The sequence below is a fragment of the Micromonospora sp. NPDC051227 genome (assembly GCF_044455385.1).
Classification (GTDB): Bacteria; Actinomycetota; Actinomycetes; order Mycobacteriales; family Micromonosporaceae; genus Micromonospora.
The window spans coordinates 160,690-180,281 of the sequence record NZ_JBITET010000003.1 but is presented as its reverse complement, the minus strand read 5'-3'; the positions used below and the strand labels follow the sequence as shown (position 1 = coordinate 180,281).

Sequence of the window (19,592 nt, the reverse complement as noted above, 5' to 3'; positions counted from 1 at the left end):
ATGACCTTCCCCGCCCTGGACCGAATCGAGGCGCTGGCTCGCAACCTGGACGGATGGCAGCGGCAACTCGCCGACCGGATGGCGGAGTTGGAGCAGACCAGCGCCGAGGGCGTGAGCGACTCCGGCCTGGTGCGGGTGACCGCCGCGGCCGACGGCAAGATCATTTCTACCGAGCTGAACGCGCGGGCGATGCGACTGGACTCCTACAGCCTGGCCGAGGAGTTCACCGCAGCCGCCAACCGGGCGCAGGAGGCCGCCGCGGCCCAGGTCCGGGAGCTGGTCGGTGAGGTCATCGGCGACCCAGGCGGCGATCCGCGCCGGTCCGCCGACCACGAGGGGCGCTGATGACGGCCGACGAGAGCCAGGCACGGTACGTCGACGGGATCACCCGACTGTTGCCGGCCGGGGAGCAGGTTCGCGCGGTGGCCCAGGTGCGAGCGGGCGGCGGGCTGACCCCGGCCCCGCCCCCGCAGCCATCGACGCCACCCGCCACGGGTGGGCCGGGCTTCCTGGGCGCCCTGCTCAACGTGCTGTCACCGAACGTCACCTTCGGTCGGGCGGACAACGCCGTCGACTGGCTCTTCTTCGGTGTCGGAGGTCGAGGCGAGGCAGGTTCCCAAGCGTCCGTGCTGCACCATGCCCTGACCGTGGCGACGAAGGGCACGGGCCTCCGGACCCTCGTGCTGGCGGTCACCGACCAGCGGCTGCTGCTCGGCGCGACAGCACCCGTCGGGCTGCTCTCCAACTCGGCGGCGGACGAACGGGCCCAGGCCGACATCGAACTGCTCGGGTCCGTCCCGCGCACGGCCGTCACCGCCCGGTTCGGCAGGTACCGGTTGAACTGGAAGCGGCTGCGGATCGACTTCGCCGACGGGTCGTGGCTGTCGTTCCACGTGCCGCTGGCCGACTCGGGCCGCCCGCTGCGGGAGATCGCGACCGCCCTGTCAGCCGGCTGACCCGTCGACGAGCGGTGCGGGCAGCGGCGCAACGTGCAGCACCGCCAGCCGGGACACCGCCCGGGTGAGCACCACGTACAGCCGGTGCAGCCCGCGCGGCTCGGCCGCGACGATCGCGGCCGGCTCGACCACCACCACATGGTCGTACTCAAGGCCCTTGACCAGCGTCGCCGGCACCACTGTGACCCGCGCCGCGGCCGCCACGTCATCGGCGGTCGCGGTCTGCACACCGGCCTCGGCCAGCGCCGCGCGCAGGCCCTCGACCGCGTCGTCCGCGGCGATCACCCCGACCGAGCCGTCGTGCGCGAGCGCCGCGCGCACCTCGGCCACCGTCGCCGAGGTCAGGTCGGTCACCTTACGCACGTCCAGGCCGCCGTCATGGCGCAGCGACTCGGCCGGCGGTACGTTCACCGCGAGCGCCGGGAGCAGCAGGTTCGCGAATGCGACGACTGCGGCGGGCACCCGGAAACCGACGGTCAACGGAACCACCACCGCGTTCGGCTTGCCCAGATGGGCGAGGGATTCCCTCCAGTCCGTCGCCGCCCACGGCGCGGTGCCCTGGGCGAGGTCACCGAGGAGCGTGACCGAGCCGTGCTCGCTGCGCCGGGCGATGGCCCGGCACTGCATCGGGGAGAGGTCCTGCGCCTCGTCCACCACCACGTGCCCGAACCCGGAGAGCCGTTCCAGCAGCCCGGTCGCCTCGTCGATCAGCACCGCGTCGGCAGCGGTCCAGCGGGTCGCCTTCGGCGTGCGGGCCGGCTTCGCCCAGGTCAGCTGCGCCTGCTCGGCGTCGCTGAGCAGGCCGTCCGCCGCGGCGGCGAGCCGGGTCGGGTCGGAGAACAGGCCGTGCACCAGCCCTTCCGGGGTGAGCGCCGGCCAGACCGCGTCCAGGAAGTCGAGCACCGGCCGGCAGCGGCCCATCCGGCGCAGCCAGGCATCGCTGGGCGACTCCGCGCGCCGCGCCTCGGCCTGCCGTTGCAGCAGGCTCACCACCCGCGCCTGGACACGATCCCGACCCGTGCCGTACGGCAGCCCCTCCCGTCGGGTCTCCTCGACGATCCGGTGCAACGGCTCCACCCCGATCCGCCAGCGGAACGAGCCGTCCGACACGGTGATCGAGTCGGTTGGGGTGCCGATCTGCCCCTGCACCGCGCGCCGCAGCACGCTCGCCATCCGTACGTCGTGTTTGAGCGCGGCCACCGCCGGCGCCTCGACCGCCCGAACCGCCACCCGGGAGATCAACTCCTCCACCGTGGCCTGCTCGACCTCGACCTCACCGAGCGCCGGCAGCACCGCCGCGATGTACGACAGGAACGCCCGGTTCGGCCCGACGATCAGCACACCCGCCCGCCGCAACCGCTCCCGGTGCAGATAGAGCAGGTACGCGGCCCGGTGCAGACCCACCGCCGTCTTCCCCGTACCCGGCGCGCCCTGCACACAGATCGAGTCAGCGAGGTCAGCCCGGACCAGTTCGTCCTGCTCCGGCTGGATCGTGGCGACGATGTCCCGCATCGGCCCGACGCGCGGACGCTCGATCTCGGCGGTGAGGATCCGACTGGTCGTACCGAGCTCTTCGCCCCGATCCAGCCGCTCATCCTCGAAGCTGGTCAGCACACCATTGCTGAACCCGAACCGCCGCCGAACCGCCACCCCCTGCGGATCCCGCACGCTGGCCCGGTAGAACGAGCGGGAGACCGGCGCCCGCCAGTCCAGTACCAACGGCTCGCCACGCTCATCGGTGACATGCCGCCGCCCCACGTGATACCGCCGACCGTGATGATCGCCGCTGGCGTCGGGCGCGGTCGGGTCGTTGGTGGGCCCGCTGGCTGTAAGCCTGTCGCTCGCGGTGCCGTTGCTCGTGGTGCCGTTGCTCGTGGTGCCGTTGTCCGTAGTCCCGTTGTCGGTGATCCTGCCCTCGACGGTCCCGTTGTTCGTGGTCCTGCTGTCGGTGGTGCTGTTGTTCGGGGCGTCGGCGAAGTCGAGGCGGCCGAAGAAGAGCGGAGTGGTCGGGTCGTCGGCCAGCTCGGCGACCCGGCGGGCCAGGGTACGGCCGAGCGTCTCGGCCGCGTACGCGTCGCCGGCCACCTGGTCACCGGTGGCGAAGAGAGACTCGGCCCGCTCCCGCATCCGACCCAGCGCCGCCCGCGAGGTGGTGAGGTGTGCGCGTTCGGCGGCCAGGTCCGCGTCGAGGTCGAGGTCGCTGTCGGTGTCGGTGTCGGTGTCGGTGTCGAGCTGGGTGTCGAGGTCAAGTGCGGGCATGCTGACGTCCCATCGTTCACATCTGCTGCGCGCTCGCGTGTCCGGGGGCGGATGGCCGGCCGCCCGGCGCGAAGACGTCCGTTCCGGTGCAGCTCACCTTGGCCGTCAAGCGGCCTGCCACCTTACGCTCCCCAACCCGACGCATCCAGCGAATTACCGACGCGACCACCCATCCGAGACGGCGTGTTGCCCGCCCGGGTGTCGCTGGGCGATCACGCCCCGCCTCGCGCCGTACTTTCTCATGCCGCGACCGCCGCGACGCCGGTGATCGACTCGGCTTTCAGGAAGTCGCGGTGTCTGGGCCGATGCGACGCCCCGGTTTCCAGGAAGCCGAGTCGATCACCGGGAGGCGCGGCTTGGTGCGGCAGGGACAGCAGGGTTGTCGCGGTGGCGGTCGCGGTGGCGGTGCCTGTCGCGGTGCCGGTGCCGGTCGCGGTGCCTGTCGCGGTGCCGGTGGCGGTCGCGGTCGCGGTCGGGGTGGCGGTGCCGGTCGCGATCGGGGTGCCGGTGCCGTTGAGGTTGAGGTCGCGGTCGCGGTGCCGGTCGCGGTGCCGGTCGCGGTGGCGGTCGCAAGGTGCGGTCGCGGGCGGAGTGGGCGTGGTGGGCGGCATCAGCAGCGCAGGTGGTAGAGGTTGCGCCGCGGGGTGCGCAGCGGGTCGAGCCAGCTGGGCGGGAGGAATTCAGGTCGACCGTCCGCCGCGAGACGGACCGTCCAGTCGCCGCGGTGGATGAAACGGTGGTGGTAGCCGCAGAGCAGCACCGCATTGCCCAGCGCCGTCACCCCACCGTCGGACCAGTGTCGGATGTGGTGACCGTCGCACCATCTCGGCGGTCGATCACAACCAGGGAAGGCGCAACCGCCGTCCCGCAGGACCAGCGCGCGCCGCAACGGGCCGGTGAAGAGCCGACGCTGCCGGCCGACGTCCAGGACCTGACTGTTGCCGTCCAGCACGACCGGCAGCACGCCCGCATCGCAGGCCAGGCGGCGGACCGCGCCGGGGGTGAGAGGCGTGCCGGTTTCCAGTGTTCCGGCGCGTACGCCGTTGACCAGTTCCTCCAGCGAAACGGTCACCACCAGCTGAGGACGGTCGCCGCCGTTGTCGGGCAGCTGACCGGTGCGTAGCGCCAGTCGGCAGATCTCACCCAACGCGTCGGCGCGGCGTTGACCAGGACTGCGGTCATCATGCTCACCGGCTGGGGCGCAGAGCGGATCGATCGCCTCGCGCAGCAGGCTCGCGGTTTCGGTGTCGAGGTTGCCGCTGAGGCGTACCTGGCCGTTTCGTTGCTCGGAGAGCGTGACGTGCCGGCGGGCCTCGGCCCGCTCGGTGGCCCGCTCCAGAGCCTTCAACTCGGCCTCGTCGGCCAACTCCGGGGCGACGTGCGCGAGGACGCGCTCCCCGAGCCGGCTCAGGCTTGTCGGATCGAAACGGTCGGCCCAGGCGACCAGTAGTTGGGTGGCCTTGTCCGCCACCTTGGGACCGGCTTCGACCGGGAGGGCGGCGATCGTCTCGGCCACCACCCGACCCTGCTCGACGGTCATGGCACCGCTGAGCAGCGCGTCGCGCACCGCTGGCGGGGCGGCGTCGATGGTGGCGGCGAGCTGGACCAGCTGGCGGGCGCTGCGACCCGAGAGCCGCAGCCGCTCCCGAAGCCAGACGGCAGTGGACGAGGCGCCCTGGGCCACCGCCACCCCGCGACCGTCCAACTCGCGGACCAGACCGAGCTGAACGGCGGCCAACCGCTGCGCCAACACCTGAGTCGCGTCGAGAGAAGCAAGCAAATCGTCATCGGAGAGCGCCCAGAGCGTGGTCTCGGCGCAGTCGTCAACTGCCCCGCCCACCTGCGCCAACACCTCCAACATAAAAGCAGAATAGAACTGGTGTACGACACTTTCTATTCGTCTTGATCAATTAGCGGAACTAACCTTCGTCGATCATCGTGAGCTGCCCGCTGCCCGCTGCCCGCTGCCCGCTGCCCGCTGCCCGCTGCCCGCTTGCCGCGCCGGCTTGCGCGGCCGCCGAAGCCGCCCGCGAAGCCGCGCTCGCCGCGTCGTGAAGCCGCGCCGGAAGCGGCGCTCGCCACGCCGGAAGCGGCGCTCGCCACGCCGGAAGCCGCGCTCGCCGCTGAGCCGCTCTGGCCGCCGCGCTGCCAAACCGCGCTGGCCGCCGCCAAGCCGCGCCGCCGCGCCGCGCCGCCGCGCTCGCCATTCAGGCCACCCAGCCAAGCCGTGCCCGCCGTCAAATTCGCCCGCTCGCTGCCGTCGGTAAAAGCAGTGGCCGACGCGCGGTGGCCTGAGCGGGACGCGGGGGTGATGGCAGGTTGGCGGGCCTGCCGGGATCATGGGCCTATGACCGAGGCCCGCTCCGATTCGCGCCGTATGACGATCAGCGACCCCCAGGTGATGCGGGCGATGGCCCATCCGGCCCGGATCGCGATCATGGAGTACCTGAACAGTCGCGAGAGTGGCGGGACTGCCACCGAGTGTGCCGAGATCGTCGGACTGTCGCCGAGCGCAACCAGTTACCACCTGCGGGCGCTGGCGAAGTTCGGCCTGGTCGAGCAGGCGCCGAGCCGGGGGGATGCGCGCGAGCGGCTGTGGCGTGTGCCGAGTGTGAGCGTGCTGGTCGAGGCGGGGCGTGATGCCGGGCCTGAGGCGCGTGCGGCCGAGCAGGCGCTGGTGGAGGCGCATGCGGTCCGGGCCATGGAGCGGACCCGGGACTGGTTGCGGCGCGCCGGGGACGAGCCGGCCGAGTGGTACGACACGGCCCTGTTCACCGACACGCTGTTGCTGCTCACCGCCGACGAGTTGGCCGAGTTGAACGAGGCGGTGCTGGCGCTGCTCCGGCCGTATCAGCCGCGGCGGCGGCAGGGTGACCCACCGCCGGGGGCGCGCACGGTTGCGGTGCAGTACCGGGCGGTCCCGCTGACATAGCCAGGCTTGCATGAATCAGTTGTGAAGGATTATTTTCGAAGTATGTCCTTCACAACTGACGAGTCGCGCTGGTCGGACGTCTGGCTCGCCGCCACCGCCCGAGGCACCACGATCTGTGGCGACTTCCTCGCCGCGACCGCGCTGGCGCTGGCGCTACAGGGGGCCGGTGCCGGCGGGCTGGCCGTGTCGGGGCTGCTGCTGGCCGCGACCCTGCCCCTGGTGGTACTCGCCCCACTCGCAGGCCGACTCGCCGACCGGACGGACAGCCGTACCCTGCTGGTGACCATCGGGTTCGGGCAGGCCGCAATCTGCGCGCTCCTCGCCGTCGTCGAGCACCCGGTCCTGGTGGTAGGGCTCGTCGCCCTGCTGGCCTGCGGGCTCGCGGTGACACAACCCTGCCTCGCCGCGTTGCTGCCGGCGATGGTCCGCCCGGCCGACCTGCCGCGAGCCAGCGCGATCAGCCAGACCGCCGTCTCGCTCGGTGCGCTCGGCGGCCCGGTGCTGGCCGGCCTGCTGGTGGGGCAGTTCGGCACCCGCGTACCGCTGCTTCTCGATGCCGCGACCTACCTGGCGCTCGTGGTCGCGGGCCTGCTGCTGCGGACCCGACGCGGCGGCCGGCCGCCCGCCACCGTGAGCAGCGAGGCCGCCCTGGGCAGCGAGGCCGCCGCCAGCCAAACCGCAGTGGGCAGCGAGGCCGCCGCCAGCCAAACCGCAGTGGGCAGCGAGGCCGCCGCCAGTCCGGCCGCCGCCGCGAACGGCTCGGCCGTCTCGGGCGGCGTGGCAACCCCCGGGGGTACGGAACTTGGCTGGCGGCTGCGCCGCGATCCGTTGATGCTCGTCATGGTGGTGAGCACTGCCGTGGTGATCGCGGCGATCGGCGGCATCAACGTGATCGAGGTCTTCTTCATCCGGGAGACGTTGGAGGGTTCGGCGACCACGTACGGCCTGGTCAGTGCCGCATGGATGGCCGGCATGCTGCCGGGGACCTGGCTCGCCGTACGACTTGCCAGGAATCTCGACGACGACGCCGGGTTGGTACGCGGGGTGCTGGCCACTCTGGCCGTGTGCAGCCTGATGGTGTTGCTCGCGTCGACGGTGCCGGCGGCAGGTGTGTTGGTGCCGCTCTGGCTGGTGGGTGGTGCGGCCAACGGTGGCGAGAACGTCTTCGCCAACCTGCTCACCGCTCGGCGGGCACCGGAGGCGATGCGTGCCCGGGCGTACGCCAGCTACGGCGCGGCGGTGCAGGGTGGCTCGATGGCGGGCTTTCTGCTCGGCGGGGCGTTGCTCGCGGTCGTCCCTCCTCGGCCGCTGATCGCCGGTGCCGGTGTGGTCGGATTGCTGGTGGTGCTGGTCTTCGTGCCGGTCGTGACCCGCGCGGTACGACGGTCGTCAAGTGCGGGCTTGGCCACTCCGGGCCGGCCCGCCGAGCCGGAGCCAGCCGCCGGGGATACGGTCGGGCCATGGCTGAGCGCATCGCACGCCCGCGGGTCGGGCACATCCAGTTCCTGAACTGCCTGCCGATCTACTGGGGTCTGATGCGCTCCGGTGCCCTGCTCGACGTCGACCTGCACAAGGACTCACCGGACCGGTTGAGCGCGGCGCTGGTCGCCGGTGACCTCGACATCGGCCCGATCACTCTGTTGGAGTATCTGAAGCACGCCGACGAGCTGCTGCTCCTGCCGGACCTGGCGGTGGGCAGCGACGGGCCGGTGCTCTCGGTCAACATGGTCTCCACCCGGCCGCTCGCCGAGTTGGACGGCGCCCGGGTGGCGCTCGGCTCGACCTCGCGGACCGGGGTCATGCTGGCTCAGCTGCTGCTCGCCGAGCAGTACAACGTGCGGCCCGAGTACTTCCGCTGCCCGCCGGATCTGACCCAGATGCTGCTGGAAGCTGACGCCGCCGTGCTGATCGGGGACGTGGCGCTGCGGGCGTACTACGAGGCACCGCAGAAGGGCCTCACGGTCACCGACCTCGGGCAGGCGTGGCGGGAGTGGACCGGGCTGCCGATGGTCTTCGCCGTCTGGGCGGTCCGCCGCGACTTCGCCGCCGCCCACCCGGGCCTGGTGAAGGAGGTGCACGAGGCCTTCCTGCGCTCGCGGGATCTCTGCCTGGCGGAGTTGGACCAGGTCGCCGAGGCGGCTGCCCGCTGGGAGACCTTCGACGCGGCGACGCTGGCCACGTACTTCCGGACCCTCGACTTCTCCCTTGGCGACCGGCAGGTCGCCGGGCTGCGCGAGTGGGCCCGACGGGCCGCGGCTATCGGCGAGGCCCCGGCGCTGCCGGAAGGCGGCCCGGAGTTCTTCGCCGGCTGACCGCCGCCGGGCCCGTCGGTGTGCCGGGCCCGTCAGTGTGCCGGGCCGGCACGATCCAGGCCCGCCAAAACCTCGGGTCAGAGCGGCGTCAGCCTGAGGGCTCAGGTGCCGGGGCGGAGCAGTGCCTCGGTGATCTTCTCGCAGTTCTTCATGCCGTAGTCGTAGCCCATGTTTATCGGGTACTTGACCATCACGCCCATCGTCCAGGTGTCACCGATGGCCAGGCAGTTGATGTGCATCTCCTGCTCCCTGGTCCGGTCGATCCACCCGTTCTTGATGGCGATTTTCTTCTGCTCGGCCGCCGGGAAGGCCTTGCGGATACCGAAGTCGCCGGCACCGCGAACAAGCTTCATCTCGTTGAGCAGCCACTTGGTCCACTTCGGCCCGGCGGCGGTGCCGGTGACGATGCAGTTGCCCATGCGGGCGGTGTCCCGGGGGGAGAGCGCCGTCCGGCTCCAGCCGCCGTCGGGGGCGACGCTGCTGTCGGTCAGCTTGCACATCGAGATGAGCCGCTTGATCGAGGCGTCCCGGTCGACCTGGTTGTAGAACTGTTCGGCCCGGGTGTTGTCGCTGTCCCGGATGATCCGTGTCGCGTCGGCGAGCTTGGCGTCGCTCGGGGTCTGGCCGGCGTCGGCGGCGCGACGCAGGTAGTCGGCCACGATCCAGGCCTTGATCATCGAGGCGGTCGTGCTGGTCTCGCCCATGTTCTTCGAACCGATGATCTTTCCGGTTCGACGGTCGAGGACGCTCCAGGAATACCAGCCCTCGATGTCCAGATCGAGGTTCTTGGCCACGAAGGGCAGCGGCTCCAGCGACGGGCTGGGGCTCGGTGACGGTGCGGACGGCTGGCGGGCGCTGCGGTCGGTGCCGGCGCCAGTGGGGCGGTCGTTGGTGCCGGAGCCCGCGTCGCCCCACTTGGCCGCGGCGGACGACTCGAACGGCGAGCCGGGCAGCAGCCGCAGCGACACCAGGACCAGCCCGATCAGGATGACCGCGACGGCGATCAGCCGAATCGGGGAGGCCTCGCCGCCGTTGCGGCGGTCGCCCCGACGGTTGCCGGCCATCAGAGCTTTCCGACCGGCTGCTGCGGCACCTTGAGAGCGGCGCCCGGCTGCGGGGTGACCAGTTGGGTGGCCACACTGGCGCAGACCTTCGCGCCGTAGTCCAGACCGGTCCTGATCGGGTAGCGCAGCATCACCGCGAGACTCCATTTGCTGGTGACGGCGAGGCAGTTGACGTGCCAGTTGCCGTCGTCGTAGATGGGGGTCCAGCCGTTCTTGATGCTGACCGGCCCCTGAGCGGTGATCGACTTGGGCAGACCGTCGATGATCCCCCAGCGGCCTCCACCGGACGAGACCCGCTGGTCCTTGGCCGCGGTGGTGCCCTTGACCTTGCTCATCTGGTCCAACACCCACTTGGTCCATTTCGGGCCGGCGGCCTTACCGTCGGCGATGCAGTCGCCGACCCGGGCCGCGTCGCGGGGGGACATCCGGGTGAAGCTCCAGTAGCCGGTGTACGGCTTGACGTTGCCGCGCTTGGTGTCGGTCAGCCCGCAGATCTTGATCGCCCGCTGGATCACCGCGTCGGGAATGCTGCTCGTCGAAGGCTTGTAGGAGCCACCCGCAGCGGCGTGGACCTTGTTGGCCGCTCCGTCGTTGCTGTCGACGATGGCGAGTCGAGCCATCTCCTTCATCGCTGCGGGCGGCTCCTTGTCGCCGAGCTGCCGCAGGTAGTCGGAGACGATCCACGCCTTGATCATCGATTCGGTGGAGCTGGTCGCTGTCATGTTCGGCGACCCGGAGATCTTGCCCGTCTTCCGGTCCAGCAGAGCCCACGAGAAGAACTCACCCTTGAAGCTCACCGACACCGGGCCGGCCGCCAGGGTGGGCGGCGGTGGTGGGGTGGGCGCGGGCGCGGCGACGCTCGACGTACCGCCTCCGCCGCCTCCGCCGCCGTCACTGGCGAGCCGGGCGTACGCGGTGGGGACCAGCAGGACGCCGCCGAGCACGACCGCCGTGATGGCGAGCACCAGGGTCACGCGAGATCGCATGAGTGGGTGAACTCCAGGTGTCAGGGCCGGGGGGACCGGCTTGTCGTCGGGACGAATCGGGTGCGATCGCCGAGGCCGGGGGAGGTGGCCTCTGTGGAGATGTCGATGTCGGCAGCCGATCGGTTGTCCGGCAGAAGTCTACGTCCGGACCGGCAGACCGCCAGGGTTCGACACTAGGCAACCTGCGATAAAGGCGGGATATGGGGCCGGTATGAGGTTTTTGCAGGGATTCACCTTTGTTTCGTGGCCTAGGTCACGGCGATATGGCGATGTCCAAGTAGCGCAAAGCACTCATCCGCTCACCGATGGGATGCACGGATTCCTGTTACACCCCCTGGTGCAACGTGGCGCAAGCTGTAACACTTAGCCTCATGTATGGCAACGACTTCTCCGCCCCGGACGGCGCCACCGACGAGGCGCCCGGCGGCCTGCTGGGCGAGGTCGAGGCCGCCGAGGCCGAGCTGCGGGCAGCGGCGGCGCGCGGGCGGCGTGGCGGGCCCGCGCCGGACGAGGACCTGGCGGCGTACTTCGCCGAGGTGGTCGACGCCGAGCAGAAGATCGAGCCCCGCGACTGGATGCCCGACGCGTACCGGCGGACGCTGATCCGGCAGATCGCCCAGCACGCCCACTCCGAGATCATCGGCATGCAGCCGGAGGGCAACTGGATCAGTCGGGCGCCGTCGCTCAAGCGCAAGGCGATCCTGCTGGCCAAGGTGCAGGACGAGGCGGGTCACGGCCTCTACCTCTACGCCGCCGCCGAGACCCTCGGCATCAGCCGCGACGAGCTGGTCCAACTGCTGCTCGACGGACGCCAGAAGTACAGCTCGATCTTCAACTACCCCACCCTCAGCTGGGCCGACGTGGGCGCCATCGGGTGGTTGGTGGACGGCGCGGCGATCGTCAACCAGGTCCCGCTCTGCCGCTGCTCGTACGGCCCGTACGCCCGCGCGATGATCCGGGTCTGCAAGGAGGAGTCGTTCCACCAGCGGCAGGGCTACGAGATCCTGCACACCCTGGCGCACGGCACCCCCGCGCAGCAGGCGATGGCCCAGGACGCGGTGGACCGCTGGTGGTACCCGTCGCTGGCCATGTTCGGTCCGCCGGACGGCGACTCCACGCACTCCGCCCAGTCGATGGCCTGGAAGATCAAGCGCTTCTCGAACGACGATCTGCGCCAACGCTTCGTCGACATGTGCGTCCAGCAGGCCGAGATCCTCGGGCTGCGCATCCCCGACGCGGACCTGCGCTGGAACGACGAGCGGCAGGCGTACGACTACACCCAGCCGGACTATGACGAGCTGATGCAGGTGATCTCCGGCAACGGGCCGTGCAACCGGGAGCGGATGGCCCACCGCCGGGCCGCGCACGCCGACGGCACCTGGGTACGCGAGGCCGCCGCGGCATACGCCGCGAAGCGGGCGGGACAGAAGGAGACGGTCGCAGCATGACGCAACACACCCCGCTCTGGGAGGTCTTCGTCCGGGCTCGGCGCGGGCTGTCGCACACGCACGTCGGCAGCCTGCACGCCCCCGACGCCGAGCTTGCCCTGCGCAACGCCCGCGACCTCTACACCCGTCGCCAGGAGGGCGTGTCGATCTGGGTGGTGCCGGCCGGTGCGATCACCGCGTCCAGCCCGGACGAGAAGGACGCCTTCTTCGACCCGGCCGCCGACAAGGTCTACCGCCATCCCACCTTCTACGAGGTGCCGGACGGGGTGGCCCACCTGTGAGCGAGCGGAGCGAGCGAACCAGTCAGCTCAGCAGCGGGGCGCTCCGCGCCACCGCCGAGCGAAGCGAGGTGGTTGCGCGGAGCGAACGAACCAGTCAGCGCAGCGAGGTGACGGCGTGAACGGACCCTTCGACTTCACCCTCGCTCTCGCCGACGACGCGTTGATCGCGGCCCAGCGGCTGGCCGAGTGGACCACCCGCGCGCCGGAGATGGAAGAGGACATCGCGCTGGCCAACATCGCCCTCGACCAGCTCGGCGCTGCGCGCCTGCTGCTGTCGTACGCGGGCGAGCTGGAGGGCGCCGGCCGCGACGAGGACGCGCTGGCGTACCTGCGCGACGACCGCCAGTTCCGCAACGCGCTAGTGGTCGAGCTGCCCAACGACGACTTCGCGGTGACGATGGCGAAGCTGTTCTTCCTGGCGGCGTACCAACTGCCGTTGTACACGGCGCTGGCCGGATGCGCGGACGAGCGGTTGGCCGCGATCGGCGCCAAGGCGCGCAAGGAGTCGGCGTACCACCTGGACCATGGCGCGCTGTGGGTGAAGCGGCTCGGTGACGGCACTGAGGAGTCGCATCGTCGGATGCAGGCGGCCGTCGACCAGGTGTGGCCGTACACCCACGAGTTGTTCGCCGCGGACCCGGCGGCGCCGGTCGACCCGGCCACCCTGCGGCCGGCGTTCGACGAGGTCGTCGGCCCGGTGCTGGCCGAGGCGACGCTCACCCAGCCGGACAGTGCCTGGGCCCCGGCCGGTGGGCGGGCCGGTGTGCACACCGAGCACCTGGCCTATCTGCTCGCCGAGATGCAGGTGCTGCACCGCGCCCACCCCGGAGCGAAGTGGTGAGCGCGAGGAGCGCGAGCCCCACGACCGCGAACGGCACCGGCAGGGCGAGCGCACGGGAAGCCGCCGCGAGCGTGGTGGACCCGGAGATCCGGGTCATCACCATCGACGAGCTGGGCATCCTGCGGGCGGTCGAGGAGGATCCGGCCAGCGGCCGGGTCACCGTCACCATCACCCCGACCTACACCGGCTGCCCGGCGATGGACGTGATCCGGGCCGACATCCGCCGCGCGCTCACCGCTGCCGGCCACCCGGACGCGGAGGTCCAGACCGTCTACAGCCCACCGTGGAGCACCGACTGGATCTCCGAGGCTGGGCGGGCCAAGCTCGCCGCCGCCGGGATCGCCCCGCCGGCCCCGGTGCCCACCGCCGGCGTCGTGTCGCTGACGCTCGCGGTCCGGTGCCCGCAGTGCGGTTCACCGGAGACCGAGCAGGTCAGCCGGTTCGGCTCCACAACGTGCAAGGCGCTGTGGCGGTGCCGTTCCTGCTCCGAACCCTTCGACCACCTGAAGGCGCTGTGACTGTCACCATCACCCGCCCGGTTCGCCGCCGGCCGGTCTTCCACCCGTTGTCCGTCGCCGCCGTCGACCGGCTCACCGACGACTCCGTGGCGGTCACCTTCGCCGTACCCGAGGAACTGCGGGAGGCTTTCGCGTTCCGCGCCGGCCAGCACCTCACCGTGCGGCGAGCTGCGGAGGACGGCACGGACGTGCGCCGGTCGTACTCGATCTGCTCCACCCCGGAGGACCTGGCCCGGCACGGCCGGTTGCGGATCGGGGTGCGGGAGATCCCCGGCGGCGCCTTCTCGGCGTTCGCCTGCGGGGCGCTGCGCGGTGGCGACACCGTCGAGGTGCTGCCGCCGCTGGGCACCTTCACCACGGCGTTCGCGCCGGACCGGGTGCGGCACTACGGCGCGGTCGTCGCCGGCTCCGGCATCACGCCGGTGCTCGGGCTGGTCGCGACCGCCCTGGCCGTCGAGCCGGCCAGCACCTTCACACTGGTGTACGGCAACCGCACGGCGAACACGGTGATGTTCGCCGAGGAGTTGGCCGACCTGAAGGACCGTCACCCCACCCGGCTGCACCTGGTGCACGTCCTCTCCCGGGAACAGGGCGAGTCGCCGCTGCTCTCCGGTCGGATCGACGCCGAGCGGCTGGGCCGGTTGCTGGGCACCATCGTGCCGGGCGACCTGATCGAGGAGTGGTTCCTCTGCGGCCCGTACGGCATGGTGGTCGACGTCCGGGACGTGCTGACCGCACGCGGGCTGCCCGAGTCGGCGGTGCACACCGAGCTGTTCCACGTCGACACGCCACCGGAGCCGGTGCGCCGACCCGTCGACCAGGCGGGCGCCGGGGCCGAGGTGACCATCGTGCTGGACGGCCGGTCGTCGAGCTTCACCATGGGTCGCGAGGAACGGGTGCTGGACGCCGCGCTGAAGGTGCGCGGTGAGCTGCCGTACGCCTGCAAGGGTGGCGTCTGCTCGACCTGCAAGGCGAAGGTCGTCGACGGCGCGGTCACGATGGCCCGCAACTACGCGTTGGAGCCCGACGAGCTGGCCGCCGGCTACGTGCTGACGTGCCAGTCCAGCCCGACCACTGACAAGCTCACTGTCGACTACGACGCATGACGACGCCGAACGACAGGGAGTTCGTCGAGCGGTTCGCCGAGGTCACCGGTGGGCGGCGTCCGACCAGCTACGTGGAGGGGTGGGAGCAGTTCGTCGAGTTCTGTGCGGAGGGCTATCACGACAACCTCGACGAGTACTGGTTCGACCTCAGCATCCGGGAAGCCATCGAGAGGGTGCTGACCGACGAACGGTTGTTCGGCTTTCCGCAGATGGGGTGGGTCCGGGAGCGGACGGAGGCGGCGGACGAGCGGTTCCGGGCGGTGCTCTCCGAGCAGCCGATGCCGTGGGGCTCCGAGCAGTCGTGGTGGCAGGCGTACGTGCCGGCGTGGGCGGGGCCGGAGTTCGCGGCGGAGCTGCGGGACACCTACGGCATCCACGTCGAGGTACGCGAGAGCTGACGGCGGCTGTGGGACGTGCCGCACCCCGCCGGGGTCCGGCGGTCGAGTCGGGTGGGCCGACGTAGGCTCGGGGTGTGACGGTGAGCCGGGAGATCGACGACATCCTGCAGCGCGGCGCGGACGGCGGGCGGATCACGCCCGAGGAGGCGCTGCTGCTCTACACCGAGGCGCCCTTCCACGCGTTGGGCGAGGCGGCGGACGCGGTGCGTCGGCGGCGCTACCCGGACAACGTCGTCACCTACCTGATCGACCGCAACATCAACTACACGAACGTCTGCGTGACGGCGTGCAAGTTCTGCGCGTTCTACCGGGCGCCCAAGCACAAGGAAGGGTGGACCCACCCGACCGAGGAGATCCTGCGCCGGTGCGGCGAGGCGGTCGAGCTGGGCGCCACCCAGGTGATGCTCCAGGGCGGGCACCACCCGGACTACGGCGTGGAGTACTACGAGGAGCTGTTCTCCTCGGTCAAGCAGGCGTACCCGCAGCTGGTCATCCACTCGATCGGTCCCAGCGAGATCCTGCACATGGCCAAGGTCTCCGGGGTGAGCCTGGACGAGGCCATCGCCCGGATCAAGACCGCCGGCCTGGACTCGATCGCCGGCGCCGGCGCGGAGATGCTGCCCGAGCGGCCCCGCAAGGCGATCGCCCCTCTCAAGGAGTCGGGCGAGCGCTGGCTGGAGGTCATGGAGCTGGCCCACCGGCAGGGCATCGAGTCGACCGCCACCATGATGATGGGCACCGGCGAGACGCACGCCGAACGGATCGAGCACCTGCGCATGATCCGTGACGTGCAGGACCGCACCCGCGGTTTCCGGTCCTTCATCCCGTGGACGTACCAGCCGGAGAACAACCACCTGAAGGGCCGCACCCAGGCGACCACCTTGGAATACCTGCGCCTGGTCGCGGTGGCCCGGCTCTTCTTCGAGACCGTGCCGCACCTGCAGGCGTCCTGGTTGACCACCGGCAAGGATGTCGGGCAGCTCGCGTTGCACATGGGCGTTGACGACCTCGGCTCGATCATGCTGGAAGAGAACGTCATCTCCTCCGCCGGTGCCCGGCACCGCTCCAACCTGCACGAGCTGATCGGCATGATCCGCTCGGCGGACCGGATCCCGGCGCAGCGCGACACCCTCTACAACCGGCTGGCCGTGCACCACACGCCGGCCGACGACCCGACCGATGAGCGAGTGGTCTCGCACTTCTCCTCGATCGCGCTGCCCGGCGGTGGCGCCGGGAAGTCCCTGCCCCTGGTGGACGTCAGCTGACGGTCGACGCCCGACCGTTCGGCTGATCGACGCTCATGCTCCCGCCGGATCACCCCGGCGGTACGGGTGGTCCCGGCCGCCGCAGCGTCAGGCTGTCCGGTGCGGGGCTGGTGGAGGTGATCGTCTGCGGCTAGCGTCCCGGCTCATATCCGTCACCACCGTCGACGGATGGGGCAGTCCTCCATCGGCCCGCTGCGGGTCGTTCATATAACGCACGGCAGTACGGGCGGGATGGGTGACCATCCCGCCCGTACTGTCTGCCCAGCTCGGACCGGACGGCTGAAAACAGCTCCGCCTGCTGGCGTGGAAGATCGGCCTCCGATAGCGTCCGCTCGTTCCGCAACCATTCTTTCTTCCCTACCCCCGGGGGACTGATGACAGCGTTCCACCGCTCGACCCTGGTTCGCGCCAGTGTCGTGGCGCTGCTCGCGGCCGGCGGCATCGCCGCCGTGGCCGCTCCGGTGCTGGCCGCCGAGGAGGCCGATCTGGCCCTGGTGCCGCTCAGCTACAACCTGGCCAAGGGTGTCACGGAGGCCAAGAGCAAGCCGTTCAAGTTCACTGTCGACAACACCCGGAGCGAGGAAGACGCCAAGGGTGTCAGTTACACGGTGGACACCAGCAAGCTGAAGACGAACAAGGTCCGGGTCGTGGTGCCCGACGGCTGCCGGGTGAACGGCAAGAAGTTCACCTGCCGCCTCGGCGACCTGGCCGCCGGCACCAGCGAGGACTTCGGTATTCCGATCTTCTCCACCGGTGGTAAGGGCGCCGCCGGCACCCTGGTGGTCACCATCCGCTCCGACACCGAGGACCCCAACGAGGAAGACAACAGGGTCGAGCACGACATCACCGTCACCGAGCCGGGGTACGACCTGACCAGCTGGGTGCAGGACGTCAACGCGAACGTCGTGCTGAACGGCGTCAACGGCGACGACCCCGACCTGCGGCCGGTGCGGCCGGGCGAGACGGTGCCGGTCGACTGGGCGGTCTACAACGACGGCAGCCGCAAGGCCACCGGCCTCGCCTACGTGCTCACCCTCCCGGCGGGCGTCACCTTCGACACCCTGCCGGACACCTGCACCACGCAGACCTTCGGCGTCGCTCAGGCGCTCTGCCAGGACGACGGCGCGGTGATCCGGCCCGGTGACTACTACACGGCGGACATCAAGGTGACCGTCGGCAAGGACGTCACCGAGCCGGTGCTGCGGGTCGGCGAGCTGGTGGCGCACGGCCTGGACGTGGCAGCCGGCAAGCCCGAGGAGCAGCCGCGGCGGGCCAGCACCGCCCAGCGGAAGGCCTTCACCGAGATCGACGAGGGCGACAACCAGGCGATCTTCGACGTCTTCGTCGACCTGGCCGTCGATCCGACGCCCACGCCCACGCCGACGGCCACCCCGACGGGGTCGCCGACGCCGACGCCGACGGTCACCCCGACGGGGTCGCCGACCCCGACGCCGACGGTCACCCCGACGGAGTCGCCGACCCCGACGCCGACGGTCACCCCGACCGAGACGCCGACCCCGACGCCGACGCCGACGCCGACGGAGACGCCGACGCCGACGGAGACGCCGACCCCGACGGAGACGCCGACCCCGACCGAGACGCCGACCCCGACGCCGACGGTCACTCCGACGGAGACGCCCACGGTTACGCCGACCCCGACCGCAACGGAGACCCCGACGGTCACGCCGACCGCGACGGTCACCCCGACCGCGACGGTCACGCCGACCGCGACGCCGACTGTCACGCCGACCGCGACGGCCACTCCGACGCCGATCCCCAGCGGTACGCCGACGCCGGGCACTACCGTCTCGCCGGGTGCCGGTGGCGGCTCCGGCGGTGGCGGCACGGGCGGCGGCGGCCTGCCGGTGACCGGTGTGCAGGTCGGCCTGATCGGCGGCATCGGCGTGATCATCCTGCTGGTGGGTGGGGCGCTGCTGGTGCTCACCCGTCGCCGCAAGGTGGTTCTGGTCTCGCCGGCCGACGAGAAGTCGACCGACTGACACCGACGCCCTGACCGGCGCGCGCAGAAGAGGCGCGATCGCGACGGGTGCGATGGCAACCCGCGTTCGGACCGAGGTGTCACGAACGCAGGCACGACGTGAGGGCGGGGTGGGCGACCACCCCGCCCTTTCGCGTACGGGGGTGCGTGCCGCCCACCCAGCGAACGTCGGTTGGCGGGCGGCTGGCAGAGTGAAGGGGTGAGCCGTACCCCGCAGGGCCAGCGCGCCAGTCTGGACAAGCAGCCGCACGAGGTCGCCGCGATGTTCGACGGTGTGGCAGAGCGTTACGACCTGACCAACACGGTGATCTCGCTGGGCCAGGATCGCTCCTGGCGCCGGTCCACCCGGGCGGCGCTCGGGCTGCGGCCGGGCGAGCGGGTGCTGGACGTGGGTGCGGGCACCGGCGTCTCGACGCGCGAGCTGGCTCAGTCCGGGGCGTACGCGGTCGGGGCCGATTTGTCACTCGGCATGCTGCACACCGGCAAGCGGGCGCGGCCCGAGGTGCCGCTGCTGGCGGGAGACGCGCTGCGACTGCCGTTCGCCGACGCCAGCTTCGACGCGGTGACCATCTCCTTTGCGCTGCGCAACGTCAACGACACCGACGCGGCGTTGCGTGAGTTGGCCCGGGTGACCCGGCCGGGCGGCCGGCTGGTGGTCTGCGAGTTCAGCACCCCGGTCAACCCGGTCTTCCGGACGGTCTACCTGTCGTACCTGATGCGGTCGCTGCCGGCGGTGGCCCGCACGGTGTCGAGCAATCCCGAGGCGTACGTCTATCTCGCCGAGTCGGTCCGGGCCTGGCCGGCGCAGTCCGCGCTGGCCGGCAGGGTGGCCGCGGCCGGGTGGGGGCGCGTGACGTGGCGCAACCTGACCGGTGGCGTGGTGGCCCTGCACCGGGGGATCCGCGAGTAGTGGGCGACCGGTACGGACAGCGCGGACATTATTCAGATTTCGTGAATATCGGTCTTTAGTCCACTTTGCCCCGTACGCTCGATCGCATGACCGGAGCAGACCCGGCGGACCCGGTGGCCGCCACCGACGACGACGCGGCCGAACTCATCTCTCAGTTGCGCGAGTTGGCCGGGGCCGACCCGGTGGAGGTTCGGCAGGTGGTCGCCGAGGTGCTGGCGGCACTGGACCGGGCGGCGGGTGGAGCGCTCCGCGAGCATCTACCGGAGACAATTCGGGTCGACGCGGGCCTGGACGCCTCCAGCCCGGCCTGACACCTG

The 19,592-nt window shown here is 71.1% G+C and carries 19 protein-coding genes and 1 pseudogene; 15 read left to right on the top strand and 5 right to left on the bottom strand.

From position 1 onward, the window contains the following. Both ACIA47_RS08795 and ACIA47_RS08790 read left to right on the top strand, forming a co-directional pair. Positions 1–345 carry a YbaB/EbfC family nucleoid-associated protein gene (locus ACIA47_RS08795; protein WP_203124388.1) on the top strand — a complete coding sequence of 115 codons (345 nt, stop codon included), beginning with the start codon at positions 1–3 and terminating at the stop codon, positions 343–345. Beyond that, positions 345–956 (top strand): hypothetical protein, encoded by a 612-nt coding sequence (locus tag ACIA47_RS08790; protein WP_396706647.1) that lies wholly within the window; start codon positions 345–347, stop codon positions 954–956. Before ACIA47_RS08795 ends, ACIA47_RS08790 begins: the two co-directional genes overlap by 1 nt. Here ACIA47_RS08790 and ACIA47_RS08785 read toward each other — a convergent pair. From ACIA47_RS08785 to ACIA47_RS08775, 3 genes are all read right to left on the bottom strand, one after another. Continuing rightward, positions 945–3,215, bottom strand: coding sequence for a HelD family protein (locus ACIA47_RS08785; RefSeq protein WP_396706645.1), 2,271 nt, complete (start codon positions 3,213–3,215; stop codon positions 945–947). The two genes, ACIA47_RS08790 and ACIA47_RS08785, sit on opposite strands and share 12 nt — an antisense overlap. Positions 3,216–3,454: 239 nt before the next feature. Beyond that, a complete protein-coding gene (locus ACIA47_RS08780; protein WP_396706643.1) occupies positions 3,455–3,826 on the bottom strand; it encodes a hypothetical protein in 372 nt (123 codons plus the stop codon). Then, positions 3,826–5,076: a DUF222 domain-containing protein gene (locus ACIA47_RS08775; protein ID WP_396706641.1), complete on the bottom strand. Its 1,251-nt coding sequence runs from the start codon at positions 5,074–5,076 to the stop codon at positions 3,826–3,828. The genes ACIA47_RS08780 and ACIA47_RS08775 overlap by 1 nt, the downstream gene beginning before the upstream one ends. Positions 5,077–5,208: 132 nt before the next feature. On the opposite strand from ACIA47_RS08775, the gene ACIA47_RS08770 reads away from it, so the two are divergent. The 3 genes from ACIA47_RS08770 to ACIA47_RS08760 are packed head-to-tail and all read left to right on the top strand — an operon-like array spanning position 5,209 to position 8,459. Further along, a complete protein-coding gene (locus ACIA47_RS08770; protein ID WP_396706639.1) occupies positions 5,209–6,147 on the top strand; it encodes a winged helix-turn-helix domain-containing protein in 939 nt (312 codons plus the stop codon). A gap of 42 nt (positions 6,148–6,189) precedes the next feature. Then, entirely contained in the window at positions 6,190–7,656 is a 1,467-nt protein-coding gene (locus ACIA47_RS08765) for an MFS transporter (RefSeq protein WP_396706637.1), read from the top strand. Beyond that, complete coding sequence (locus tag ACIA47_RS08760; RefSeq protein ID WP_396706635.1) at positions 7,608–8,459, top strand: menaquinone biosynthetic enzyme MqnA/MqnD family protein; 852 nt, start codon at positions 7,608–7,610, stop codon at positions 8,457–8,459. The genes ACIA47_RS08765 and ACIA47_RS08760 overlap by 49 nt, the downstream gene beginning before the upstream one ends. 101 nt (positions 8,460–8,560) lie before the next feature. Here ACIA47_RS08760 and ACIA47_RS08755 read toward each other — a convergent pair whose 3' ends face one another. Both ACIA47_RS08755 and ACIA47_RS08750 read right to left on the bottom strand, forming a co-directional pair. Further along, positions 8,561–9,523: a hypothetical protein gene (locus tag ACIA47_RS08755; protein WP_396706633.1), complete on the bottom strand. Its 963-nt coding sequence runs from the start codon at positions 9,521–9,523 to the stop codon at positions 8,561–8,563. Further along, positions 9,523–10,509, bottom strand: a complete 987-nt coding sequence (locus ACIA47_RS08750; RefSeq protein ID WP_396706631.1) for a hypothetical protein — start codon at positions 10,507–10,509, stop codon at positions 9,523–9,525. The genes ACIA47_RS08755 and ACIA47_RS08750 overlap by 1 nt, the downstream gene beginning before the upstream one ends. A 371-nt stretch (positions 10,510–10,880) precedes the next feature. Here ACIA47_RS08750 and paaA point away from each other — a divergent pair, with 371 nt between their 5' ends. The 10 genes and pseudogenes from paaA (at position 10,881) to ACIA47_RS08700 (ending at position 19,586) form a co-directional block, all read left to right on the top strand. Then, the gene (gene paaA / locus ACIA47_RS08745) at positions 10,881–11,957 is read left to right on the top strand and encodes a 1,2-phenylacetyl-CoA epoxidase subunit PaaA (protein WP_112585670.1); all 1,077 of its coding nucleotides are present in this window, start codon (positions 10,881–10,883) and stop codon (positions 11,955–11,957) included. After that, complete coding sequence (paaB, locus tag ACIA47_RS08740; protein ID WP_091395615.1) at positions 11,954–12,238, top strand: 1,2-phenylacetyl-CoA epoxidase subunit PaaB; 285 nt, start codon at positions 11,954–11,956, stop codon at positions 12,236–12,238. The genes paaA and paaB overlap by 4 nt, the downstream gene beginning before the upstream one ends. A gap of 115 nt (positions 12,239–12,353) precedes the next feature. Then, positions 12,354–13,079: a 1,2-phenylacetyl-CoA epoxidase subunit PaaC gene (paaC, locus tag ACIA47_RS08735; RefSeq protein ID WP_396706626.1), complete on the top strand. Its 726-nt coding sequence runs from the start codon at positions 12,354–12,356 to the stop codon at positions 13,077–13,079. Further along, complete coding sequence (gene paaD / locus ACIA47_RS08730) at positions 13,076–13,597, top strand: 1,2-phenylacetyl-CoA epoxidase subunit PaaD (RefSeq protein WP_396706623.1); 522 nt, start codon at positions 13,076–13,078, stop codon at positions 13,595–13,597. Before paaC ends, paaD begins: the two co-directional genes overlap by 4 nt. Further along, on the top strand, positions 13,594–14,703 hold the full coding sequence (gene paaE, locus ACIA47_RS08725; protein ID WP_396706620.1) for a 1,2-phenylacetyl-CoA epoxidase subunit PaaE: 1,110 nt from the start codon (positions 13,594–13,596) through the stop codon (positions 14,701–14,703). The genes paaD and paaE overlap by 4 nt, the downstream gene beginning before the upstream one ends. After that, positions 14,700–15,101 (top strand): hypothetical protein, encoded by a 402-nt coding sequence (locus ACIA47_RS08720; RefSeq protein ID WP_396706618.1) that lies wholly within the window; start codon positions 14,700–14,702, stop codon positions 15,099–15,101. The genes paaE and ACIA47_RS08720 overlap by 4 nt, the downstream gene beginning before the upstream one ends. Positions 15,102–15,175: 74 nt before the next feature. Next, the gene (mqnC, locus tag ACIA47_RS08715) at positions 15,176–16,366 is read left to right on the top strand and encodes a cyclic dehypoxanthinyl futalosine synthase (RefSeq protein WP_196920655.1); all 1,191 of its coding nucleotides are present in this window, start codon (positions 15,176–15,178) and stop codon (positions 16,364–16,366) included. 374 nt (positions 16,367–16,740) lie between these two features. After that, positions 16,741–17,805 (top strand): annotated as a pseudogene (locus tag ACIA47_RS08710) (cell wall anchor protein); the annotation flags it as partial. A gap of 759 nt (positions 17,806–18,564) precedes the next feature. Continuing rightward, the gene (locus ACIA47_RS08705; RefSeq protein WP_396706615.1) at positions 18,565–19,275 is read left to right on the top strand and encodes a demethylmenaquinone methyltransferase; all 711 of its coding nucleotides are present in this window, start codon (positions 18,565–18,567) and stop codon (positions 19,273–19,275) included. An 86-nt stretch (positions 19,276–19,361) separates the two neighbouring features. Continuing rightward, complete coding sequence (locus ACIA47_RS08700; protein ID WP_091395588.1) at positions 19,362–19,586, top strand: hypothetical protein; 225 nt, start codon at positions 19,362–19,364, stop codon at positions 19,584–19,586. The last annotated feature ends 6 nt before the right edge of the window (positions 19,587–19,592 follow it).

Coding starts and splice junctions, on each gene's coding strand:
- ACIA47_RS08750 (WP_396706631.1), bottom strand. CDS start 10,509: ATGCGATCTCGCGTGACCCTGGTGCTCGCCATCACGGCGGTCGTGCTC.
- ACIA47_RS08795 (WP_203124388.1), top strand. CDS start 1: ATGACCTTCCCCGCCCTGGACCGAATCGAGGCGCTGGCTCGCAACCTG.
- paaB (WP_091395615.1), top strand. CDS start 11,954: ATGACGCAACACACCCCGCTCTGGGAGGTCTTCGTCCGGGCTCGGCGC.
- ACIA47_RS08775 (WP_396706641.1), bottom strand. CDS start 5,076: ATGTTGGAGGTGTTGGCGCAGGTGGGCGGGGCAGTTGACGACTGCGCC.
- paaA (WP_112585670.1), top strand. CDS start 10,881: ATGTATGGCAACGACTTCTCCGCCCCGGACGGCGCCACCGACGAGGCG.
- ACIA47_RS08755 (WP_396706633.1), bottom strand. CDS start 9,523: ATGGCCGGCAACCGTCGGGGCGACCGCCGCAACGGCGGCGAGGCCTCC.
- ACIA47_RS08790 (WP_396706647.1), top strand. CDS start 345: ATGACGGCCGACGAGAGCCAGGCACGGTACGTCGACGGGATCACCCGA.
- ACIA47_RS08720 (WP_396706618.1), top strand. CDS start 14,700: ATGACGACGCCGAACGACAGGGAGTTCGTCGAGCGGTTCGCCGAGGTC.
- ACIA47_RS08765 (WP_396706637.1), top strand. CDS start 6,190: ATGTCCTTCACAACTGACGAGTCGCGCTGGTCGGACGTCTGGCTCGCC.
- ACIA47_RS08760 (WP_396706635.1), top strand. CDS start 7,608: ATGGCTGAGCGCATCGCACGCCCGCGGGTCGGGCACATCCAGTTCCTG.
- ACIA47_RS08780 (WP_396706643.1), bottom strand. CDS start 3,826: ATGCCGCCCACCACGCCCACTCCGCCCGCGACCGCACCTTGCGACCGC.
- ACIA47_RS08785 (WP_396706645.1), bottom strand. CDS start 3,215: ATGCCCGCACTTGACCTCGACACCCAGCTCGACACCGACACCGACACC.
- ACIA47_RS08700 (WP_091395588.1), top strand. CDS start 19,362: ATGACCGGAGCAGACCCGGCGGACCCGGTGGCCGCCACCGACGACGAC.